Source organism: Methylocystis sp. SC2, assembly GCF_000304315.1.
Taxonomy (GTDB): Bacteria; Pseudomonadota; Alphaproteobacteria; order Rhizobiales; family Beijerinckiaceae; genus Methylocystis.
In genome coordinates this window covers 3,518,003-3,533,882 of sequence record NC_018485.1, presented here as the reverse complement: position 1 = coordinate 3,533,882, position 15,880 = coordinate 3,518,003, and the positions used below count along the sequence as shown (strand labels likewise).

Here is a 15,880-nt window from a genome sequence, read left to right as displayed (position 1 = left end):
ATGGAAACGGACAAGGCGTCGCAGCGCGTCGCCGCCTGGATCGCTCAATATGCGCCGATGCGCGACGCGCCGGACGAACTCCTTGACCCAGAGGGACGGCCGCGCGCGCACTGGCTCCAATTCCTCGAATCGCTCGCCGCGTTCGGCGATATCGGCCTTGAGCAACGCTTCGCCGCGGCCGGCCGCCGCATCGACGATATGGGGATTTCCTACCGGGTTCACGGAGAGGCCAAGGAACGCAGCTGGCCGCTGGGGCGTTTGCCGCTTCTGATCCCGGAATCAGAGTGGCGCGATATTGCAGCGGGCGTGGCGCAGCGCGCCGAGCTTCTCGATCAGATCCTGCATGACGTCTACGGCGAGGCGCGGCTTGTCGCTGAGGGCCTCCTGCCGGCTGCGGCCGTCACCGGGTCGTCCGACTTCATCCGGCCGATGTGCGGAGCGACGCCGCCCGGCGGACGCTGGCTTCGCTTTTACGCCGCCGATATCGGGCGCGGGCCCGATGGCGCCTGGCGGGTGCTCGGCGATCGCGCGCAGGCGCCTTCGGGAGCGGGTTACGCCTTAGAAAATCGGATGATCCTGTCGCGCGCTCTGCCGAGTCTCTATCGAGACATGAACGTCGGTCGCCTCGCGCCGTTTTTCCGGGATTTCCGTGCGAGCATTTCCGGCGCCGCGCAGCGTGCCGATCCGCGCATCTGCCTGCTGACGCCTGGCCCTTGGAGCGAGACCTATTCCGAACAGGTGCATCTCGCCCGCTATCTCGGCCTTACGCTCGTCGAAGGCGAAGATCTCGTCGCGAGCGACGGCAAGCTGCATGTGCGCACCATCGCCGGCCTGAAACGCGCCGACGTCATCTGGCGTCGCGTCGACGCCGACTGGTGCGATCCGCTGGAGCAGAACGCCGCGTCGCGTCTGGGCGTCGCCGGCATGTTCGACGCCATCCGTCGCGGCGCGGTTGTCGTCGCGAATATGCCTGGCGCCGGGCTCATCGAATCGCGCGCGCTGATGAGCTTCCTGCCGGAGCTGTCGCAACGCCTGCTCGGCGAGGGCCTCAAACTTCCCAATGTCGCGACGTGGTGGTGCGGACATGAAAGCGAACGCAATCAGATCGTCGAGGCCTTGAGCGACTATGCGATCAGCGGGGCGTTCAGCGACAGGCTTCCGGGATTTGGCGAAGGTCGTGAGGCGCTCGGCCATGCGCTCTCCAGCAAGGAGCGCGCGCGGTTGATCGACGCCATCCATCAGCGCGGCGTCGACTATGTCGCTCAGGAACCGGTCAAGCTCTCCACGACGCCAGCTTGGGCCGACGGCCGGCCGACGCCGAGACCCTTCGCCTTACGCGTCTACGCCGCCGCGACGGCTGACGGTTGGACGGTAATGCCGGGCGGCTTTTGCCGCATCTCCAACCGGCTCGACGCGCGCGCCGTGTCGATGGACGCCGGCGCGCAATCGAGCGACGTCTGGGTGTTGATGAGCCGTCCGATCGAATGGTCGACGCTGTTGCCGTCCGACGAGAATCCGCCGATCGTACGCGCACTCGGCAATCTGCCGAGCCGCGCCGCCGATAATCTTTTCTGGATGGGACGCTATCTTGAGCGCGCGGAAGCGACATTGCGCGTCGTGCGCTCGCTCGGGGCGCGGCTGGGCGAGCTTCAGCACATTGATCTGCAAGTGCGCCAGTCGATCGAACGGCTTGCGCGACTGCTGATCGCCTGGGGCGCCGCGCCCGAAGACATGCCGGACATGGACCCGACGCAGATCGCATGGGCGGCGACGTCCGGCGCCGACAATTACGGTTCAGCGCTCTCTGTCGCGCGCCATGCGAGACGCGCGGCCTCGATCGTGCGCGAGCGTTTGTCCCAAGATGTCTGGCAACTCATCGGACGCATCGAAACGCGTCTGACGCGCGCCGGCGCCGGCGCGATAACAGAGCCCGAGGCGCTGGAGCTCGTGGAGCGTTCGCTTCATACGCTGGCGGCATTGTCCGGACTGATCGACGAAAATTTCAACCGCGTCGCCGGCTGGAGCTTTATCGATCTCGGCCGCAGAATCGAACGCGCCATCGGAACATGCCGCTTCGCCCGGCAGTTCGCCGGCGAGGACGCGACCGTCGAAACGCTGGACGCCTTGCTCGATCTGCTCGATTCGCAGATCACCTATCGCTCCCGCTACATCGCCGGCGCCGCGCTGGCGCCTGTTCTCGACATGGCCATGCTCGATCCGTTCAATCCGCGATCCGTCCTTTTCCAGACGATGCGCATCGACGAACATCTCGCGGCGCTGCCGACTCTGCGCGACGATGGCGTCATGGAGCCGCCGCGGCGACTCTCCGTCAGGCTGCGCGCCGAGCTCGAGTCGGAAGATGCGCGCCGCTTGGACGGCTCCACGATTCTCGCATTCGAGCAACGCCTGATGTCTCTCGGCGATAAAATCGCCGAGCGCTATTTCACCCATGACGCCGACGGCGCCGCGAACTCTCAGCCGTCGCGGATCGCGTGATCTACGATATCGCTCACCGCACGATCTATAGATATGACGCGCCGGTCGCGTCGGCGCGCTGCGCGATGCGCCTGATCCCGCGCAACGATCGTGGCCAAACGCTCCTGTCACAGCGAATTGAGCTGTCGCCATCGGCCGAAATCCTCACCGAGAGGATCGACTTTCACGGAAACCGAGTCTGCGAAGCGCGCATCCTCAAGCCTCACATGAGGCTGCAGATCGCCCTTGCGGCGCGCGTCGCGGTCGAGCGGGCGCCGCCGCCTGCGCCGGCGCTGACGCCGGCATGGGAAATCGTGAGGAACGCCGCCTGTGCGTCCGAATCGCTCGCCGCCTCCTCTCCCGCCCATTACATTTATGCAAGCCGCTTTGCGCCGCTGTTCGACGCGGCGACGCATTATGCGCGCGAGAGCTTTTCGCCGGGGCGGCCGATCCTCGAAGGCGCTATTGAACTGACGCAGCGCATACACGCGGACTTCGCCTACGATCCGGAAGCGACGCATATCGCGACGCCGATCGCGCAGGCGTTCGAACGCCGTCGCGGCGTCTGCCAGGATTTCGCGCATATCATGATCGCGGCTTTGCGCGGGCTCGGATTGGCGGCGTCCTATGTCAGCGGCTATCTTCGAACCTACGCGGCCCCAGGCCAGGCGCGGCTGGAAGGCGCCGATTCGACCCATGCGTGGGTTTCGGTGTGGTGCGGGCCGGAACTGGGCTTCTTCGACCTTGATCCGACGAACGCCATTGTTGTCGGCAATGACCATATCGCCATCGCCATCGGACGCGACTATGCGGACGTTTCGCCGATCGACGGCGTGATTGTCGGCGCCGGCGATCAAGATCTGGATGTCAGCGTCGACGTGAAGGAAGCGGCGATTTAGGAGGAATTCCTTTGCCGCTGTCTTTACACAAGCGCCTGTTCCTTTACCGCGCTCATCTGTGCGCGAACCCAGGCGTAAAGCGTCTGCATGCCCGCGCCGGTCTTCGCCGAGACTTCGACGATCTCAACATCCGGGTTGACGCGAAGGACGTTCTCCCTCGCCTGCACCAGCGAGAAATCGAGATGCGGCAGAAGGTCGATCTTGTTGAAGATGACGAGCTTCGCGGCGCCGAACATATGCGGGTATTTGAGCGGCTTGTCTTCGCCTTCCGTCGTCGAAAAGATCACCGCCTTGGCGTGCTCGCCAAGGTCGAAGAGCGCCGGACAGACGAGATTGCCGACGTTCTCGATGAAGACGAGCGATCCGACGCTCGGCTTGAGTTCGGAAAGAACGCGCGCGATCATCTCCGCATCGAGATGGCAGCCGGTCCCGGTGTTGACCTGAACCACCGGCGCGCCCGCGGCGCGAATGCGTTCGCCGTCATTCGCCGTCGCCTGATCGCCCTCGATGACGAACAGCGGGAGTTCGCCTGAGAGGTCCGCGATGGCGCGCTCCAGCAGCGTCGTCTTGCCGGCGCCGGGCGAGCTCACGAGATTGAGCGCCACGATCTCACGGCCCGCGAGCCATGCCCGGCATTTGGCGGCGATCGCGTCGTTCTTCGCGAGAATGCGCGTTTCGAGTTCGAGGCGTCGGTGAGAATCCTCGTGAGCATGATCGTGATCGCCGTGATCGTGCGCATGCGCATGGCTGTGATCATGACCGTGCGCATGGTCATCCCCGTGATGATGATGTCCATGATGATGCTCATCATGCGCGTGATCATGCTCGCCATGTGAATGAACGTGGCTGCCCCCATGCGAATGGGCGACGCCCTCATGCTCCGGCCCCGCCGCGATCTCCGCGCGCGCGCCGGTCTGCAGATTGGTCATCGTGGTCCCCTGCCCTTGGCAGCCGCAGCTCGTGCACATTATGCAGCCTCTTCGACTTCGATGCTTTTGATGTTCAGCTCTTCGCCGCGCAGACGCTGAAACTGGCGAGAGCCGCATGGACACGCCGAGAGAATGTCGGGCGTGGGAAATTCTGTCCCGCAAACATCGCAGCGCGCCTTTGCGTCGACTTCCCTTATGTCCAGCGTCGCGTTTTCGAGCGACGTGCCGCGGGCGACTTCCGGAAAACAGAAGGCGAGAGCTTGCGGCTCGACCCCCGACAATGCGCCGATCTCGATCGTTACGCGGCGCACGCTGCGGCCCTCGGCGGCTTCAGCCGCCAATTCGACGATGCTGCAAACGATCGAGAGTTCGTGCACGTCGGCTCCTTTAGCAGATGCGCGGCAATTGCTCGCCGACCAGCATGTCGACGATGCGGCGGCCGCCGAAAATCGTGCGCATGGTGACGCGACCCGGCTCGCCCGCGACGACGCTGCCGATGACGGCCGCCTGTCGGCCCAGCGGATGCGCCCGCATGGCCTCAACCGCCGGTTCGGCCTCGTCGGGCGGGACAATCGCGACAATCTTGCCTTCATTGGCGAGATAAAGCGGATCGAGGCCGAGAATTTCACAAAAACCGCGCACCTCATCGCGAAGCGGCGTGACGGCCTCGTCAATGTCGATGGCAATCTGGGCGGCTTCGGCGATTTCATTGAGCACGGTTGCGACTCCTCCCCGCGTCGGATCGCGCATGAACCTCGTGTTCGGCGCCGCATCGAGCAGGCTTGCGATAAGGCCCTGCAGCGGCGCGCAGTCGCTTTCGATCGGCGACTGCAACGCCATATCGCCGCGCGCCCCGAGAATGGCCGCGCCGTGATCGCCGAGAAGTCCGTTGACGAGCACCGCATCGCCCAGTCTTGCGCGATGCGCGCCAAGCTCGACGCCTGCAGCGACGACGCCAACGCCGGTCGTGGTGATGAACATCTGGTCGCAGGCGCCCTTGTTTACGACCTTGGTGTCGCCGGTGACGATCTTCACCCCGGCCTCCTGCGCCGTCGCCGCCATAGACCTTGCGATCTGCCGCAGAAAATCGATCGAGACGCCCTCCTCGATGATGACGGCGCAAGAGAGATAGAGGGGAAGCGCGCCACCTACCGCGAGGTCGTTCACCGTGCCGCAGACCGCAAGCTTGCCGATGTCGCCGCCGGGAAAGACCAATGGGTCGACAACGAATGAGTCGGTCGTAAAAGCCAGCCGGTCGCCATATTGCGCAAGATCCAGAAGATCGATCCGCGCAGAATCGTCGAGCGGCGCCAGCATCGGATTGTCGAAGGCCGCGACAAAGACGTCGTCGATCAAATCCTTCATCGCCTTGCCGCCGCCGCCATGCGCCAGCGTGACCGTCGGCACATGCACCTTGCCGCGCGCTCGCCGTGAGGGGAAGGAGATCATGTTCATGCGGCGCTCGCCTCCGCGCCGTCGTCGCGGCCGCGCGCGCCGCCGTACTGATAATAGGCCGCGCAGGCGCCTTCGGACGACACCATCAGCGCGCCGAGCGGCGTCTCCGGCGTGCAGGCGCGGCCGAAAACCTTACACTGCCATGGTTTAATGACCCCCTTGAGGACTTCGCCGCACTGACAGGATTTGGGATCGGCGATCCGCGCATTGGGCACTGCGAATTTGCGCTCCGCGTCGAAACGCGCATAGGCCTCGCGGACCTTGACGCCAGAGTGGTCGATCGACCCAAGTCCGCGCCATTCGAAAAATTCGCGTAGTTCATACACCTGCGCGACCGCCTTCAGCGCCACAGCGTTGCCGCCCTGCGGCGCGACGCGCGCATATTGATTTTCGATCTCGCAGCGTCCCTCGTCGATTTGCTTCAGCAACATCCAGATCGACTGCAAAATGTCGAGCGGCTCGAACCCCGCGATCACCATCGGCTTCCTGTAATAGCGCGCGATGAATTCATAAGGCGCATCGCCGATCACCATGGAGACATGGCCCGGCCCCAAAAATCCGTCGAGACGCAGATCCGGACTGTCGAGGATCGCCTTGATCGTCGGAACGATGGTGATGTGATTGCAGAAGACGGAAAAGTTCTTGATCCCTTCACGGTCCGCCTGCAGCACCGTCAACGCCGTCGACGGCATGGTCGTCTCGAAGCCGATGCCGAAAAACACCACCTCCCGCGTGGGATTTTTACGCGCGAGCGCCAGCGCGTCCATCGGCGAATAGACCATGCGCACGTCGCAGCCGTCGGCCTTCGCCTGCAGCAGGCTCTTTCGCGAACCCGGCACGCGCATGGCGTCGCCAAAGGTCGTGAAGATCACCTGCGGACGTTCGGCGATGGCGACGCAATCGTCGACGCGACCCATCGGCAGCACACACACGGGACATCCCGGTCCATGCACCAGCTCGATGGATTTGGGCAGCATGCCCTCGACGCCATAGCGGAAGATCGAATGCGTATGCCCGCCGCAAACTTCCATAATATGCAACGGCCGACGTTCGTCGCGTCCAATTCGAGCGAGCAGCCGCTCGATCTCCTTGACCAAGACATCCGCCTTGGAGCGATCGCGAAATTCGTCCACATATCTCATGCCGCGACATCCCTGCTTATGGCCGAGCCGCGATTGTCGGCCAGCAGCGTGTGAACCAAGTCCCAGAGAATGTGATAGGCGGCGACGTGACATTCCTGGATGCGGTGGACCGACGTCGTCGGCGCGACAAGGCAATGATCGCAGATTCCGGACGCCATTCTGCCGCCGTCGCCGCCGCTAAAGCCAATGGTCGTCACGCCCATTTCCCTCGCCTTCACGAAGGCCGCAATCAGATTGGCCGAATTGCCGCTGGTGGAGAGGCCGAGGAGTCCATCTCCCGCTCGCGCGTGAGCGATAAGCTGGCGCACGAAGATATGCTCGAAGCCGACGTCATTGCCGACTGCGGAGGTCATCGCGACATCGGCAGTCAGATTTATCGCCGCGAGCGCGGGCCGCCCGGCGGTGATCGGATGCAGGAACTCGACGGCGACATGCGAGGCGTCGCAGCTTGAGCCGCCATTGCCCATGGTGAACATGCGGCCGCCGCGCCGATAAACGGCGGCAAGCGCCTTCGCCGCTTCGAGCAGCGCCGGCGCCTGTTCGGCGAAGAAGGTCGCATTGGTCTCGCGCGACTCGCGCGCTTTCTCGTCGATCGAATGAAGCAAGCCGGCGTCCACGGCGCCGGGATCCTGCTCCCTGCCATGCAGGAAGGGATAAAGAACCTCCAAAGCGCTCTTGCCGGTCATATTCTCTATTCCTCCGCCGCGATTGCGTCGGCCGCCGATCGCATAGTCTCAAGCTCGGCTTGAAGTTCGCCAAGTTCTCGCAGCAATTTGAGCGTTTCAGCCGCCTCCGCCTCATTGATGCGGCTCATCGCGAAACCGACATGGACGAGAACCCAATCGCCGACGCAGGACTCGACAGGATGCGCCTCGTCAACGACGCAGCTGATGTTGATCTGCCGGCGCACCCCGCTCACGTCGACGGTCGCGACGAGATCGTCGGCATTGTCTATGCTGACGATGCAGCCGGGAATGCCGAGACACATGCGCCGTCCTTTCCATCTCTTGTCATGTCGGTTCTCATCAGATACGCGGCGCCGATGGCGGCCTGACCGAGCGAGAGTCCGCCATCGTTAGAGGGCGTGTCGGCGTGGCTCAGCACCACGAACCCAGCATCGCGCAGCCTGTCCTGCACGCTTTCGAACAGCAGGCGATTTTGGAAGCAGCCGCCCGACAGCGCCACCGTCGAGAAATGTCGCGCCGCAGCCAACCGCACGGCGACTTCAGTGATTGACTGAGCCAGACCAAGGTGAAACCGGCGCGCAATGGTCGGCGCCGAAACGCTCTGCTGCAGATCGTCGCGAATTGCGCGCCACATCGGCGCCGCATCGATGTCGATGAGCTCAGACTCGTTAATCCTAAGCGCATAGCCGCGCGTCGTCTTTGGCGCCGCCGCTGCAAGCGCCTCAAGCCGCGCGGCCGCCTCGCCTTCATATGCCTGACGATCGGCGCAGACGCCGAGCGCGGCGGCGACCGCGTCGAACAGCCGTCCACAAGAAGAGGCTGACGGCGAATTGACGCCTTGCGCGATCATCCGGTCGATCGTGGCAAGCGGCTTGCCGTTCAAGGCGCCCCAATCGCCGGGCGCAAAAGGCGTCGCGTCGAACTCGCCCGCTGCTTTAAAATGCGCATAAAGGTTTCGCCAGGGTTCACGGACGGCCTGTGCGCCGCCAGGCATGGCGACCGGCTTCAGACGCGCCAGCCGCTCATAGCCAAGATAGTCGGCGAGCAGAAATTCTCCGCCCCATATTGCGCCGTCATCGCCCAACCCGAGGCCGTCGAGCACGATTCCGAGCACAGCCGGCGCATCAAGCGGACGAAGGTTTTCAGCAAGACAGGCGGCGACATGGGCGTGATGATGTTGAACCTCGATGAGCAGCGCGCCGCGTCTTTCGGCCTCTGCGCAGCCGAGTTTCGACGAGAGATAGTCGGGGTGCCGATCAATGACGATCGCCGAAGGCCTGTGATCGAACAGGCTCCGATAGAGGGCGAGGTTCTTTTTATAATCATCAATCGTCGCCGCTTTTTCGAGGTCGCCCTGATGCTGCGACAGGATCGCTTGTCCATCCTTGACCAGGCAGAACGTCGATTTGAGCTCCCCGCCCATCGCAAGCAGCTCTGGCGCATCTTCGAAGCCTTTCGGCAAGCGCAACGGCGCCGGAGCGTAACCTCGCGCTCGGCGAAGCACGCGCGAACGTCCGCCCATCACCCGCACGACCGAGTCGTCAACGCGATTGGCGATGCCGCGATGGTGCGTCAAGGCGAAGGAAGCGATTTCGGCGAGCTGTCGGTACGCCTCCGAGTCATCGACGACGGCGGGTTCGTCCGAAATGTTGCCGCTCGTCATCACGAGCGGGCATTCGAACCGATCGATCAACAACAAATGCAGCGGCGTCGTCGGCAGCATGAAACCGAGCGTATCGAGTCCGGGCGCAACGGCCTCTGGCAAGCGCTCAGGACCCGTCGCGCGCAGCAGCATGATCGGCGCCTCGACGCTCGTGAGCGCGCGCTCCTCGACGGGGTCGATCGCACAGTAGCATCGCACGACGTCAAGATCGCGCGCCATCAGCGCGAAGGGTTTTGCGTCGCGACGCTTCATCAGCCGCAGCCGCGCGACAGTCTCCGGTCTGGTCGCGTCGCAGGCGAGATGGTAGCCGCCGAGTCCTTTGACGGCGATGATCTCGCCTTGTGCGATCAGGCGGGCCGCAATTTCGACCGCATCGGCGTCGCGGTCGCGCGGCGCCTCCGCTCGCCCGAAGGCAACAAGCGCTGCGTTCGGCCCGCAGGACGGGCAGGCCACCGCTTCTGCGTGAAACCGGCGATCATTCGGATTGCGATATTCCGCCTCGCAGGCCGCGCACAGAGCGAAGGGCGCCATCGTGGTCGTTGCGCGATCGTAGGGAATGGCCGTCACAATGCTGAGACGCGGTCCACAATGCGTGCAATTCGTGAACGGATAGCGATAGCGGCGCTGGCGGGGATCGCGCAGCTCCGCTGCGCAAGCAGCGCAGAGCGCCGCATCCGGCGCCACCTGGGTGCGCGCGGCTCCGCCGACGCTCTCGGCGATACGGAAATCTAGCGGCAGGTGGCCGCTGTAGTGTCGCCTTTCGATGCTGTCGATATGCGCCAGCGGCGGCGGGCTCCGTTCGATTCGCCGAAGCAGCGCTGCGATCCGCGACTGGTCGCCGCTGACGCGCACCAATACGCCCTCGGCGTCGTTGAGAACCTCGCCGGCAAGCCCGAGTTCGCGCGCCATGCGCCAGACGGTCGGGCGAAAGCCGACGCCCTGAACGCGGCCGCGCACCCGAAATTCGAGCGCCTGCGATGGCTCTACCGCCGCAAAACTCATGATCGCCGCCAGCCTCACATGTTGCTGATTTTGATATAGCGCCAAAGATCCTTCGCGTTGATCGCCAGCAATATGAGGATGATGACCCCCAGAATGATTCCTGTAATCTCCCATCCGCTCATGACGTTTCTCCTTTGCCGATATGGCGCGCCATCGCGCCCTGTTACGCCGCCATCATTCCGTCGATCAGCTCTTCGACCGTCTCGGCGGCGACGGCCACCGCCGCCGTGACCGGCGCGCTCAAACCCATGACGCCTTCGTCGCCGCTAAGCGTCAGCGGTTCGCACGCGACCAGCAGCACGCGCCGGCAACTTTCGCCGAGCGCCGAAGCCAAACGAAGAACCGTCGCCGGATCGAGCTCATGCGGCGAAAGCGCCAGATCCTCGGGTGTGGAGTCTCCCGCCTCGATGAGGTCGGGCTCGACCACTGAGACAACGCCCGGCGCTTGCCCACGCTGCGCCGCGTCGACGAGAATGACGGCGTCATAGCCATCCATCAGCGCATAAGTGAGATCGATTCCGCGAATGCCGAAATCAATCACCTGCACGCCGTCCGGGAGCCTGACTTGCGAAAGTCTGCGCGCCACTTCGACCCCAAAGGCGTCATCGCCGTTAAAGATATTGCCGACGCAAGCGACGAGGATCGAGGTCATGACCCGTCTCCCAAAGCAATCGGCTCGATCTCCTCCTGGCTGAAAAAGAACCGATGCCCAGGAAAACCCGCCGCGCCGAGATCCCGGCCCGGATCGTCGATCAAGGTCACCGCGACATGAATGCGGTCCTCGAAGTCGCGCTCGATCGCCTCGACCACGGCGATCTTGTCTTTGAGCGCGATATCCAAGATGTCGCCGCCCGATTTTGGGCGTAGCCGCACGCGGGCGCCGACGCATAGACTGCATCCTCTATCGAGCAGCGAGACGAGGCGAGGCTTCTCATGATCCCTGCCCATCGGCGGCGGCTCGATCTGGCTGGGCTGCGACTGGCGATCGCGCATGACGCCGTGAAGCCGCGCCATGTCCTCGGCGGTTAACGCATGCGTGCGCTCCAGAAGCGCGCGCGCGCGGGCGTCGACTGACGCCATCTCGCGTTTTTCGGCGTCGGTCATCGCGAGAATGCGAAGCGTCAGGATTTCGTCGATCTCGGTGCCGTCGAACAGATCTCCGGGACTTTCCGGCGCGATTCCCGGATGATCATAAAGGATAATTGGCGACGCGAGCATCGCGCTATTGTCCTGTCCCCCGACCAGCACCGGGAAGGCGCCGACGTTTCGGCACTGGGCCGCAGCCTCCCGCAGATCGTCCGGAGGATCAAGCAATGAGACGAACGCGCCATCTTGAACGGTGAGGATTGCATGCGTTGACGCAAAGGCGCGAAGCTGCGCCGCCGCGCGTTCTTGACGATCCGCGCCCGCAAGCGCCGTGACGTTGTCGATTCCGATCGTCAGCCTCCACAATTCGGGCGCCAGCCTCTCCGCCCTCGCCTCAACCACGCCCTGTATCTCATGCGACGTGCGAATAAGAACGGCGGCGATGCGGCCGTCGGCGCCGCGCACCGGCTCAATTTCGCGCGCGCCTTCGAAGCGGAACGGCAAGACGGTCGCTAGCTCTTCAATATCTGCCGGCCGCAGCGGCCCTAAGGCGACCTCCCGTTCGATCGCCTCCTCCCAGGCCAGCAACTCCCGACCGTCGACATTGAAGCGCGCAACCCGCGTCAGCGCCGCTTCGCGCTCCTCTGGAAGTTCTTGCGCCGGCGTCGCCAGCCGTCCGACCTCGCGCGTCATGATCTGCAGGAAGCGAAAATGGACCTTGAACGCCGCCTGCGCTCCGCCCCGCAAAAGAACCTGCGTCTCCATGCGCGAGGCGTCGCCCTGCTGATCGAACGCCTTCGGAAAGACGCCGCCGATCGTCCAGCGCTGCCGATTTTTTATTGACGATGGCCGATAGGGGTAAAGGATGTAGCCCTCGTAAAGTACGGCGTTCGCGATCGCTCGGATGGAGTCGAGTTTCATGTCGCCTCCGCCGCGTTCGCTTCGAGTAGCGCCTGCAAGGCGCGTTCGAATGTCGGAAGTCCTTGCCGGCGCCGGTACCGGTCCAGATCGTCAAAAGCGTTCCGATGCAGGCAGAGCCACATGCTCTGCGGATAATAATGATCCATCATCGCGCGCCATACGCCTAAGGGCAGCCGATAGGCGCATTCCTTGCTCCAGGCGACCTGCTCGATTTGCAGCCGACCGTCGCTGTCGCGGTAAAAAACCGAGCCGCAGAACAGAAAATTGAGCGGAACGTCGCCCTGCTCCAGGCCATGAAAATATTTCGTCGCGGCGATGTTGAAGTCATAGCTGCAAGGCGCCGGCAGATCGACCATGCGCTCGGGATTGACGGCGGGAACGGAAACGCTCGCATGCGTCCAAAGGAAACTCCGCAAGGTCTCGCCCCAGCGCGACGGCTGACCGAAAAGATCGGAAAGCCGATCGTGCTCATCGCCTTCATAGCGCCGCCGCGCCGGCTCGATGCGGATCTGGCAGTTCAACATCACGTTGAGAATGGGAAGATCCGGAGTCTTGTTTACGACATGCAACGCGAACAGCAGCAGCGGCGCCGCCGAATATTTCTCGACTTTGACGTCTTCAATGCGAAAGTCGAGATCAACCATGAACCCGGTCCTTCGTCTCGACGTCGTCTCGCAGCGTCCCGAAATAGTCCCGCACCGCCTCCCAAACCTCTGCGCCGCCCGACAGTCCGCGCCAATGCCTTCGGATCAGCCCGACGAGCGCATAGCAGCGATCAATCGACACGAGATAATATTCCCGTGCGCCATTCATTCGATTGACGAGCAGCGCCTCGACGTCGGGATCGAGGTCGGCCAGCGTCGGATTGGCGGCGATCAGTCGCGACCAGCCATCCGCAGCGAAAGGAGACTCAATCGCTCCCGCCGGACCTGGATAGATCGCCACGGCACCCTGGGCCGGCGTGCTGCGGAAGACGAAGGCAAGATCGATGGGGATGCGAAAAGCCTCCCATTCGTCGTCGCTCAGATCGAAGTCGCGCAGCGCATCGGCGCGCGAGCGCAAGGCCGCAAACCGCTCTCCCCCTCCCAAGAGGAACGCACATTGGGGACAAGCGCAAAAGAATTTTCGCGTCGCGCGTTCGACCAAATGCGCGTGCCGAGACGCGATCGTCTTCGAACAGAACTCGCAATGCTCTTCTTCGCTCGCGCGCACGAAGCGCCGCAGCCGAGACGCCCAATTTCCCGATTCTATTCTTTCCATGCGCTCGCGCCTCTTTGTGGCTAGGCGGCGGTCTCTGCGTAAAGGGCTGTCATGTCCATTTCGATCAAAATATCGTCGAGGTCGGGCGCGGCGTCGGTGAGCGCGTTCTCGATCTCCAGCCGCAGCTGGTCGGTAGGCTCAGCAACGCCATTCCTTTGCAGCTGAACCATCGCAAAGGCTTTACCCGCGCTCATGAGGCTCACATGGAGGCCGCGTGCGCTCCACTGCGGCAGCATGCGCGCGATGACATCCTGTAGACGATCCTCCACGCTCTGCGGATGCAGCCCGTGGAGGAGAAATATCGCCCGAAGGTCCCGATCCTCGACGATCTTCTCGAGTAAGGCGGCGCCATCGTTCGACGCCGCAATGATCGCGCTGAGTCGCGCGAGCGAACGCGCGTGCAGATCGAGCATGAGCGCCAGCAACTCACGCGCCGCCTGCCGCCCCGTCCCGTCCGCGATTCCCTCTAGCGCGGCCGTCAGCTTCTCGAGCCGGACCAGAGACTGCTCCAGCGTCTCCGTCTCGCGCGCCTCTCCATTCATGGCGACGGCTTTCGCGACGCGCCGAACATCGGCGAATGCGTGGTCTTAACGGTTTTGCCGCCGCCCACATACATGTGCACGCCGCATGGCAGACAAGGATCGAAACTGCGCACAGCGCGCATGATGTCGATGCCCTTAAACTTGTCCGGACCGTTCTCTTCGAAGATCGGGGTATTCTGAACCGCGTCCTCGTAAGGTCCAGGCGTTCCGAAATCATCTCGCGGCGTCGCGTTCCACGGCGTCGGAGGATAGGGATGGTAATTGGCGATCTTCTTGTCTCTTATGACGAGATGATGCGACAGCACGCCGCGCACCGCCTCGTGGAAGCCGCAGCCGATCGCCTCATCGGGAACCTCGAATGGCGTAAAGGTCTTTGTGCGGCCCGCCTGTATTTCTCCGAAGGCCTGTTCCAGGAAATAATACGCCGCCGCGGCGCAGTAGGCTTGGAAATAGGTGCGCGCCCGATCGCGTTCGATCGCGTTGCTCCACTTTGGAACCTTCCATTCAAACTCGACCGCAGGCTTGAGCGCCGTCTTGGGAAGATTGATCTTCACGCTGTCGCCCGTCGCTTTGACATAGCCTTTCATGTCGACGAGCCCCGCCAGCGCCGTGGAGAACAGACGCGCGAAGGCGCCGCCGCCGGTGTCGAGCGGCAGATGATCTCCGCTGCTCTTGTCGAGCCAGCGCGGACACATCACCCAGGAATAGTTCTTGTCGAAATCTCGCTTCTGCGGTCTTGGAATCGTCGTCTGATTCCATGGGTGCTTTTGGTCGACCGGATTGCCCAGCGGGTCCGTCTTGACGAAGGTTTCGCAATCGTCCCACCCATCATAGTAGGACTGCCCGCGCAGGATTCGAATCTGCAGATTGATGTCGACGAGATCGGTCGTGACAAGCTTGCCGTCGACGACAACGCCTGGAGTGACGAACATTTTTCGACCCCAGTCGGTCATGTGCTTGTAATTGTAGTCGCAATGGTTCGGATCCTGAAACGCGCCCCAGCACCCCAGCAGAATCCGCCGACGTCCAACCTCCTCGTAGCCGGGCAGCGCGTCATAAAAGAAGTCGAACAGATCATCGTGCAGCGGCACGCATTTTTTCATGAATTCGGCGTAGCGCACGAGTCGCGTCAGATATTCGGTAAAGAGTTGGTTCGACGGCACGGTGCCGACGCCGCCGGGATAAAGAGTGGAGGGGTGCACATGGCGCCCCTCCATCAGGCTGAACATCTCACGCGTGTAGCGGCTCACAATCAATGTCTCACGGTAGAATTCGCCGGAAAACGGATTGAGCGCGGTCATGATCTCGGCGATCGTGCGATAGCCGTGAGCGTCTGCGTTCCGCGCCGGAGTCCGTTGCGCCTTGGCCCAGACGCTTGGATTGGTTTCCTTGACCATCTGCTCGCAGAAATCGACCCCGACGAGATTGTCCTGAAAGATGTTGTGGTCGAACATATATTCCGCGGCTTCGCCCAGATTGATGATCCAGTCGGCGAGCGGCGGCGGCTTGATCCCGTAGGCCATATTCTGCGCATAGACGGAGCACGTCGCGTGATTGTCGCCGCAGATTCCACAGATGCGGCTGGTGATGAAGTGGGAATCACGAGGATCTTTGCCCTTCATGAAAATGCTGTAGCCGCGAAAGATCGACGACGTGCTGTGACATTCGGCGACCTGGCGGTTGTCGAAATCGATTTTGGTGAAAATTCCGAGACTGCCGACGATTCGGGTAATCGGATCCCAATTCATCTCGACGAGATTGGGCGACGCTTTATTGGCGCGCGGAGGCGCGGCAGGACGGGTTGCGAGGTCGACCATGGT

The 15,880-nt window shown here is 63.0% G+C and carries 15 protein-coding genes; 2 read left to right on the top strand and 13 right to left on the bottom strand.

Going from position 1 to position 15,880, the window contains the following annotated elements; genetic code table 11:
* Complete coding sequence (locus BN69_RS17095; protein ID WP_014892907.1) at positions 1-2,496, top strand: circularly permuted type 2 ATP-grasp protein; 2,496 nt, start codon at positions 1-3, stop codon at positions 2,494-2,496.
* Positions 2,493-3,374, top strand: a complete 882-nt coding sequence (locus BN69_RS17090) for a transglutaminase family protein (protein WP_014892906.1) — start codon at positions 2,493-2,495, stop codon at positions 3,372-3,374. Before BN69_RS17095 ends, BN69_RS17090 begins: the two co-directional genes overlap by 4 nt.
* A gap of 23 nt (positions 3,375-3,397) precedes the next feature.
* Here the strand turns inward: BN69_RS17090 and hypB are convergent, their stop codons facing one another.
* From hypB to BN69_RS17025, 13 genes are all read right to left on the bottom strand, one after another.
* Positions 3,398-4,342: a hydrogenase nickel incorporation protein HypB gene (gene hypB, locus BN69_RS17085; RefSeq protein WP_014892905.1), complete on the bottom strand. Its 945-nt coding sequence runs from the start codon at positions 4,340-4,342 to the stop codon at positions 3,398-3,400.
* Positions 4,342-4,680 (bottom strand): hydrogenase maturation nickel metallochaperone HypA/HybF, encoded by a 339-nt coding sequence (locus BN69_RS17080; protein ID WP_014892904.1) that lies wholly within the window; start codon positions 4,678-4,680, stop codon positions 4,342-4,344. Before BN69_RS17080 ends, hypB begins: the two co-directional genes overlap by 1 nt.
* A 10-nt stretch (positions 4,681-4,690) precedes the next feature.
* On the bottom strand, positions 4,691-5,758 hold the full coding sequence (hypE, locus tag BN69_RS17075) for a hydrogenase expression/formation protein HypE (RefSeq protein WP_014892903.1): 1,068 nt from the start codon (positions 5,756-5,758) through the stop codon (positions 4,691-4,693).
* Positions 5,755-6,900 carry a hydrogenase formation protein HypD gene (hypD, locus tag BN69_RS17070; RefSeq protein WP_014892902.1) on the bottom strand — a complete coding sequence of 382 codons (1,146 nt, stop codon included), beginning with the start codon at positions 6,898-6,900 and terminating at the stop codon, positions 5,755-5,757. The genes hypE and hypD overlap by 4 nt, the downstream gene beginning before the upstream one ends.
* Positions 6,897-7,586 (bottom strand): D-sedoheptulose-7-phosphate isomerase, encoded by a 690-nt coding sequence (locus BN69_RS17065; RefSeq protein ID WP_014892901.1) that lies wholly within the window; start codon positions 7,584-7,586, stop codon positions 6,897-6,899. The genes hypD and BN69_RS17065 overlap by 4 nt, the downstream gene beginning before the upstream one ends.
* A 5-nt stretch (positions 7,587-7,591) precedes the next feature.
* Positions 7,592-7,888 (bottom strand): HypC/HybG/HupF family hydrogenase formation chaperone, encoded by a 297-nt coding sequence (locus tag BN69_RS17060; protein ID WP_041927024.1) that lies wholly within the window; start codon positions 7,886-7,888, stop codon positions 7,592-7,594.
* On the bottom strand, positions 7,852-10,251 hold the full coding sequence (gene hypF / locus BN69_RS17055; RefSeq protein WP_014892899.1) for a carbamoyltransferase HypF: 2,400 nt from the start codon (positions 10,249-10,251) through the stop codon (positions 7,852-7,854). The genes BN69_RS17060 and hypF overlap by 37 nt, the downstream gene beginning before the upstream one ends.
* Positions 10,252-10,414: 163 nt before the next feature.
* Entirely contained in the window at positions 10,415-10,903 is a 489-nt protein-coding gene (locus tag BN69_RS17050; protein WP_014892898.1) for a hydrogenase maturation protease, read from the bottom strand.
* Complete coding sequence (locus BN69_RS17045) at positions 10,900-12,258, bottom strand: hypothetical protein (RefSeq protein WP_014892897.1); 1,359 nt, start codon at positions 12,256-12,258, stop codon at positions 10,900-10,902. Before BN69_RS17045 ends, BN69_RS17050 begins: the two co-directional genes overlap by 4 nt.
* The gene (locus tag BN69_RS17040) at positions 12,255-12,902 is read right to left on the bottom strand and encodes a DUF6084 family protein (protein ID WP_014892896.1); all 648 of its coding nucleotides are present in this window, start codon (positions 12,900-12,902) and stop codon (positions 12,255-12,257) included. The genes BN69_RS17045 and BN69_RS17040 overlap by 4 nt, the downstream gene beginning before the upstream one ends.
* Entirely contained in the window at positions 12,895-13,518 is a 624-nt protein-coding gene (locus BN69_RS17035) for a DUF5947 family protein (RefSeq protein WP_014892895.1), read from the bottom strand. The genes BN69_RS17040 and BN69_RS17035 overlap by 8 nt, the downstream gene beginning before the upstream one ends.
* A 20-nt stretch (positions 13,519-13,538) precedes the next feature.
* Entirely contained in the window at positions 13,539-14,060 is a 522-nt protein-coding gene (locus BN69_RS17030) for a hypothetical protein (protein WP_014892894.1), read from the bottom strand.
* Positions 14,057-15,877: a nickel-dependent hydrogenase large subunit gene (locus BN69_RS17025; protein WP_014892893.1), complete on the bottom strand. Its 1,821-nt coding sequence runs from the start codon at positions 15,875-15,877 to the stop codon at positions 14,057-14,059. The genes BN69_RS17030 and BN69_RS17025 overlap by 4 nt, the downstream gene beginning before the upstream one ends.
* Positions 15,878-15,880 lie beyond the last annotated feature (3 nt).

What these genes read in the sequence shown, in the direction of transcription:
- BN69_RS17095 (WP_014892907.1), top strand. Translation starts at nt 1, where the DNA reads ATGGAAACGGACAAGGCGTCGCAGCGCGTCGCCGCCTGGATCGCTCAA.
- hypB (WP_014892905.1), bottom strand. Translation starts at nt 4,342, where the DNA reads ATGTGCACGAGCTGCGGCTGCCAAGGGCAGGGGACCACGATGACCAAT.
- hypE (WP_014892903.1), bottom strand. Translation starts at nt 5,758, where the DNA reads ATGAACATGATCTCCTTCCCCTCACGGCGAGCGCGCGGCAAGGTGCAT.
- hypD (WP_014892902.1), bottom strand. Translation starts at nt 6,900, where the DNA reads ATGAGATATGTGGACGAATTTCGCGATCGCTCCAAGGCGGATGTCTTG.
- BN69_RS17065 (WP_014892901.1), bottom strand. Translation starts at nt 7,586, where the DNA reads ATGACCGGCAAGAGCGCTTTGGAGGTTCTTTATCCCTTCCTGCATGGC.
- BN69_RS17060 (WP_041927024.1), bottom strand. Translation starts at nt 7,888, where the DNA reads ATGTGTCTCGGCATTCCCGGCTGCATCGTCAGCATAGACAATGCCGAC.
- hypF (WP_014892899.1), bottom strand. Translation starts at nt 10,251, where the DNA reads ATGAGTTTTGCGGCGGTAGAGCCATCGCAGGCGCTCGAATTTCGGGTG.
- BN69_RS17050 (WP_014892898.1), bottom strand. Translation starts at nt 10,903, where the DNA reads ATGACCTCGATCCTCGTCGCTTGCGTCGGCAATATCTTTAACGGCGAT.
- BN69_RS17045 (WP_014892897.1), bottom strand. Translation starts at nt 12,258, where the DNA reads ATGAAACTCGACTCCATCCGAGCGATCGCGAACGCCGTACTTTACGAG.
- BN69_RS17040 (WP_014892896.1), bottom strand. Translation starts at nt 12,902, where the DNA reads ATGGTTGATCTCGACTTTCGCATTGAAGACGTCAAAGTCGAGAAATAT.
- BN69_RS17035 (WP_014892895.1), bottom strand. Translation starts at nt 13,518, where the DNA reads ATGGAAAGAATAGAATCGGGAAATTGGGCGTCTCGGCTGCGGCGCTTC.
- BN69_RS17030 (WP_014892894.1), bottom strand. Translation starts at nt 14,060, where the DNA reads ATGAATGGAGAGGCGCGCGAGACGGAGACGCTGGAGCAGTCTCTGGTC.
- BN69_RS17025 (WP_014892893.1), bottom strand. Translation starts at nt 15,877, where the DNA reads ATGGTCGACCTCGCAACCCGTCCTGCCGCGCCTCCGCGCGCCAATAAA.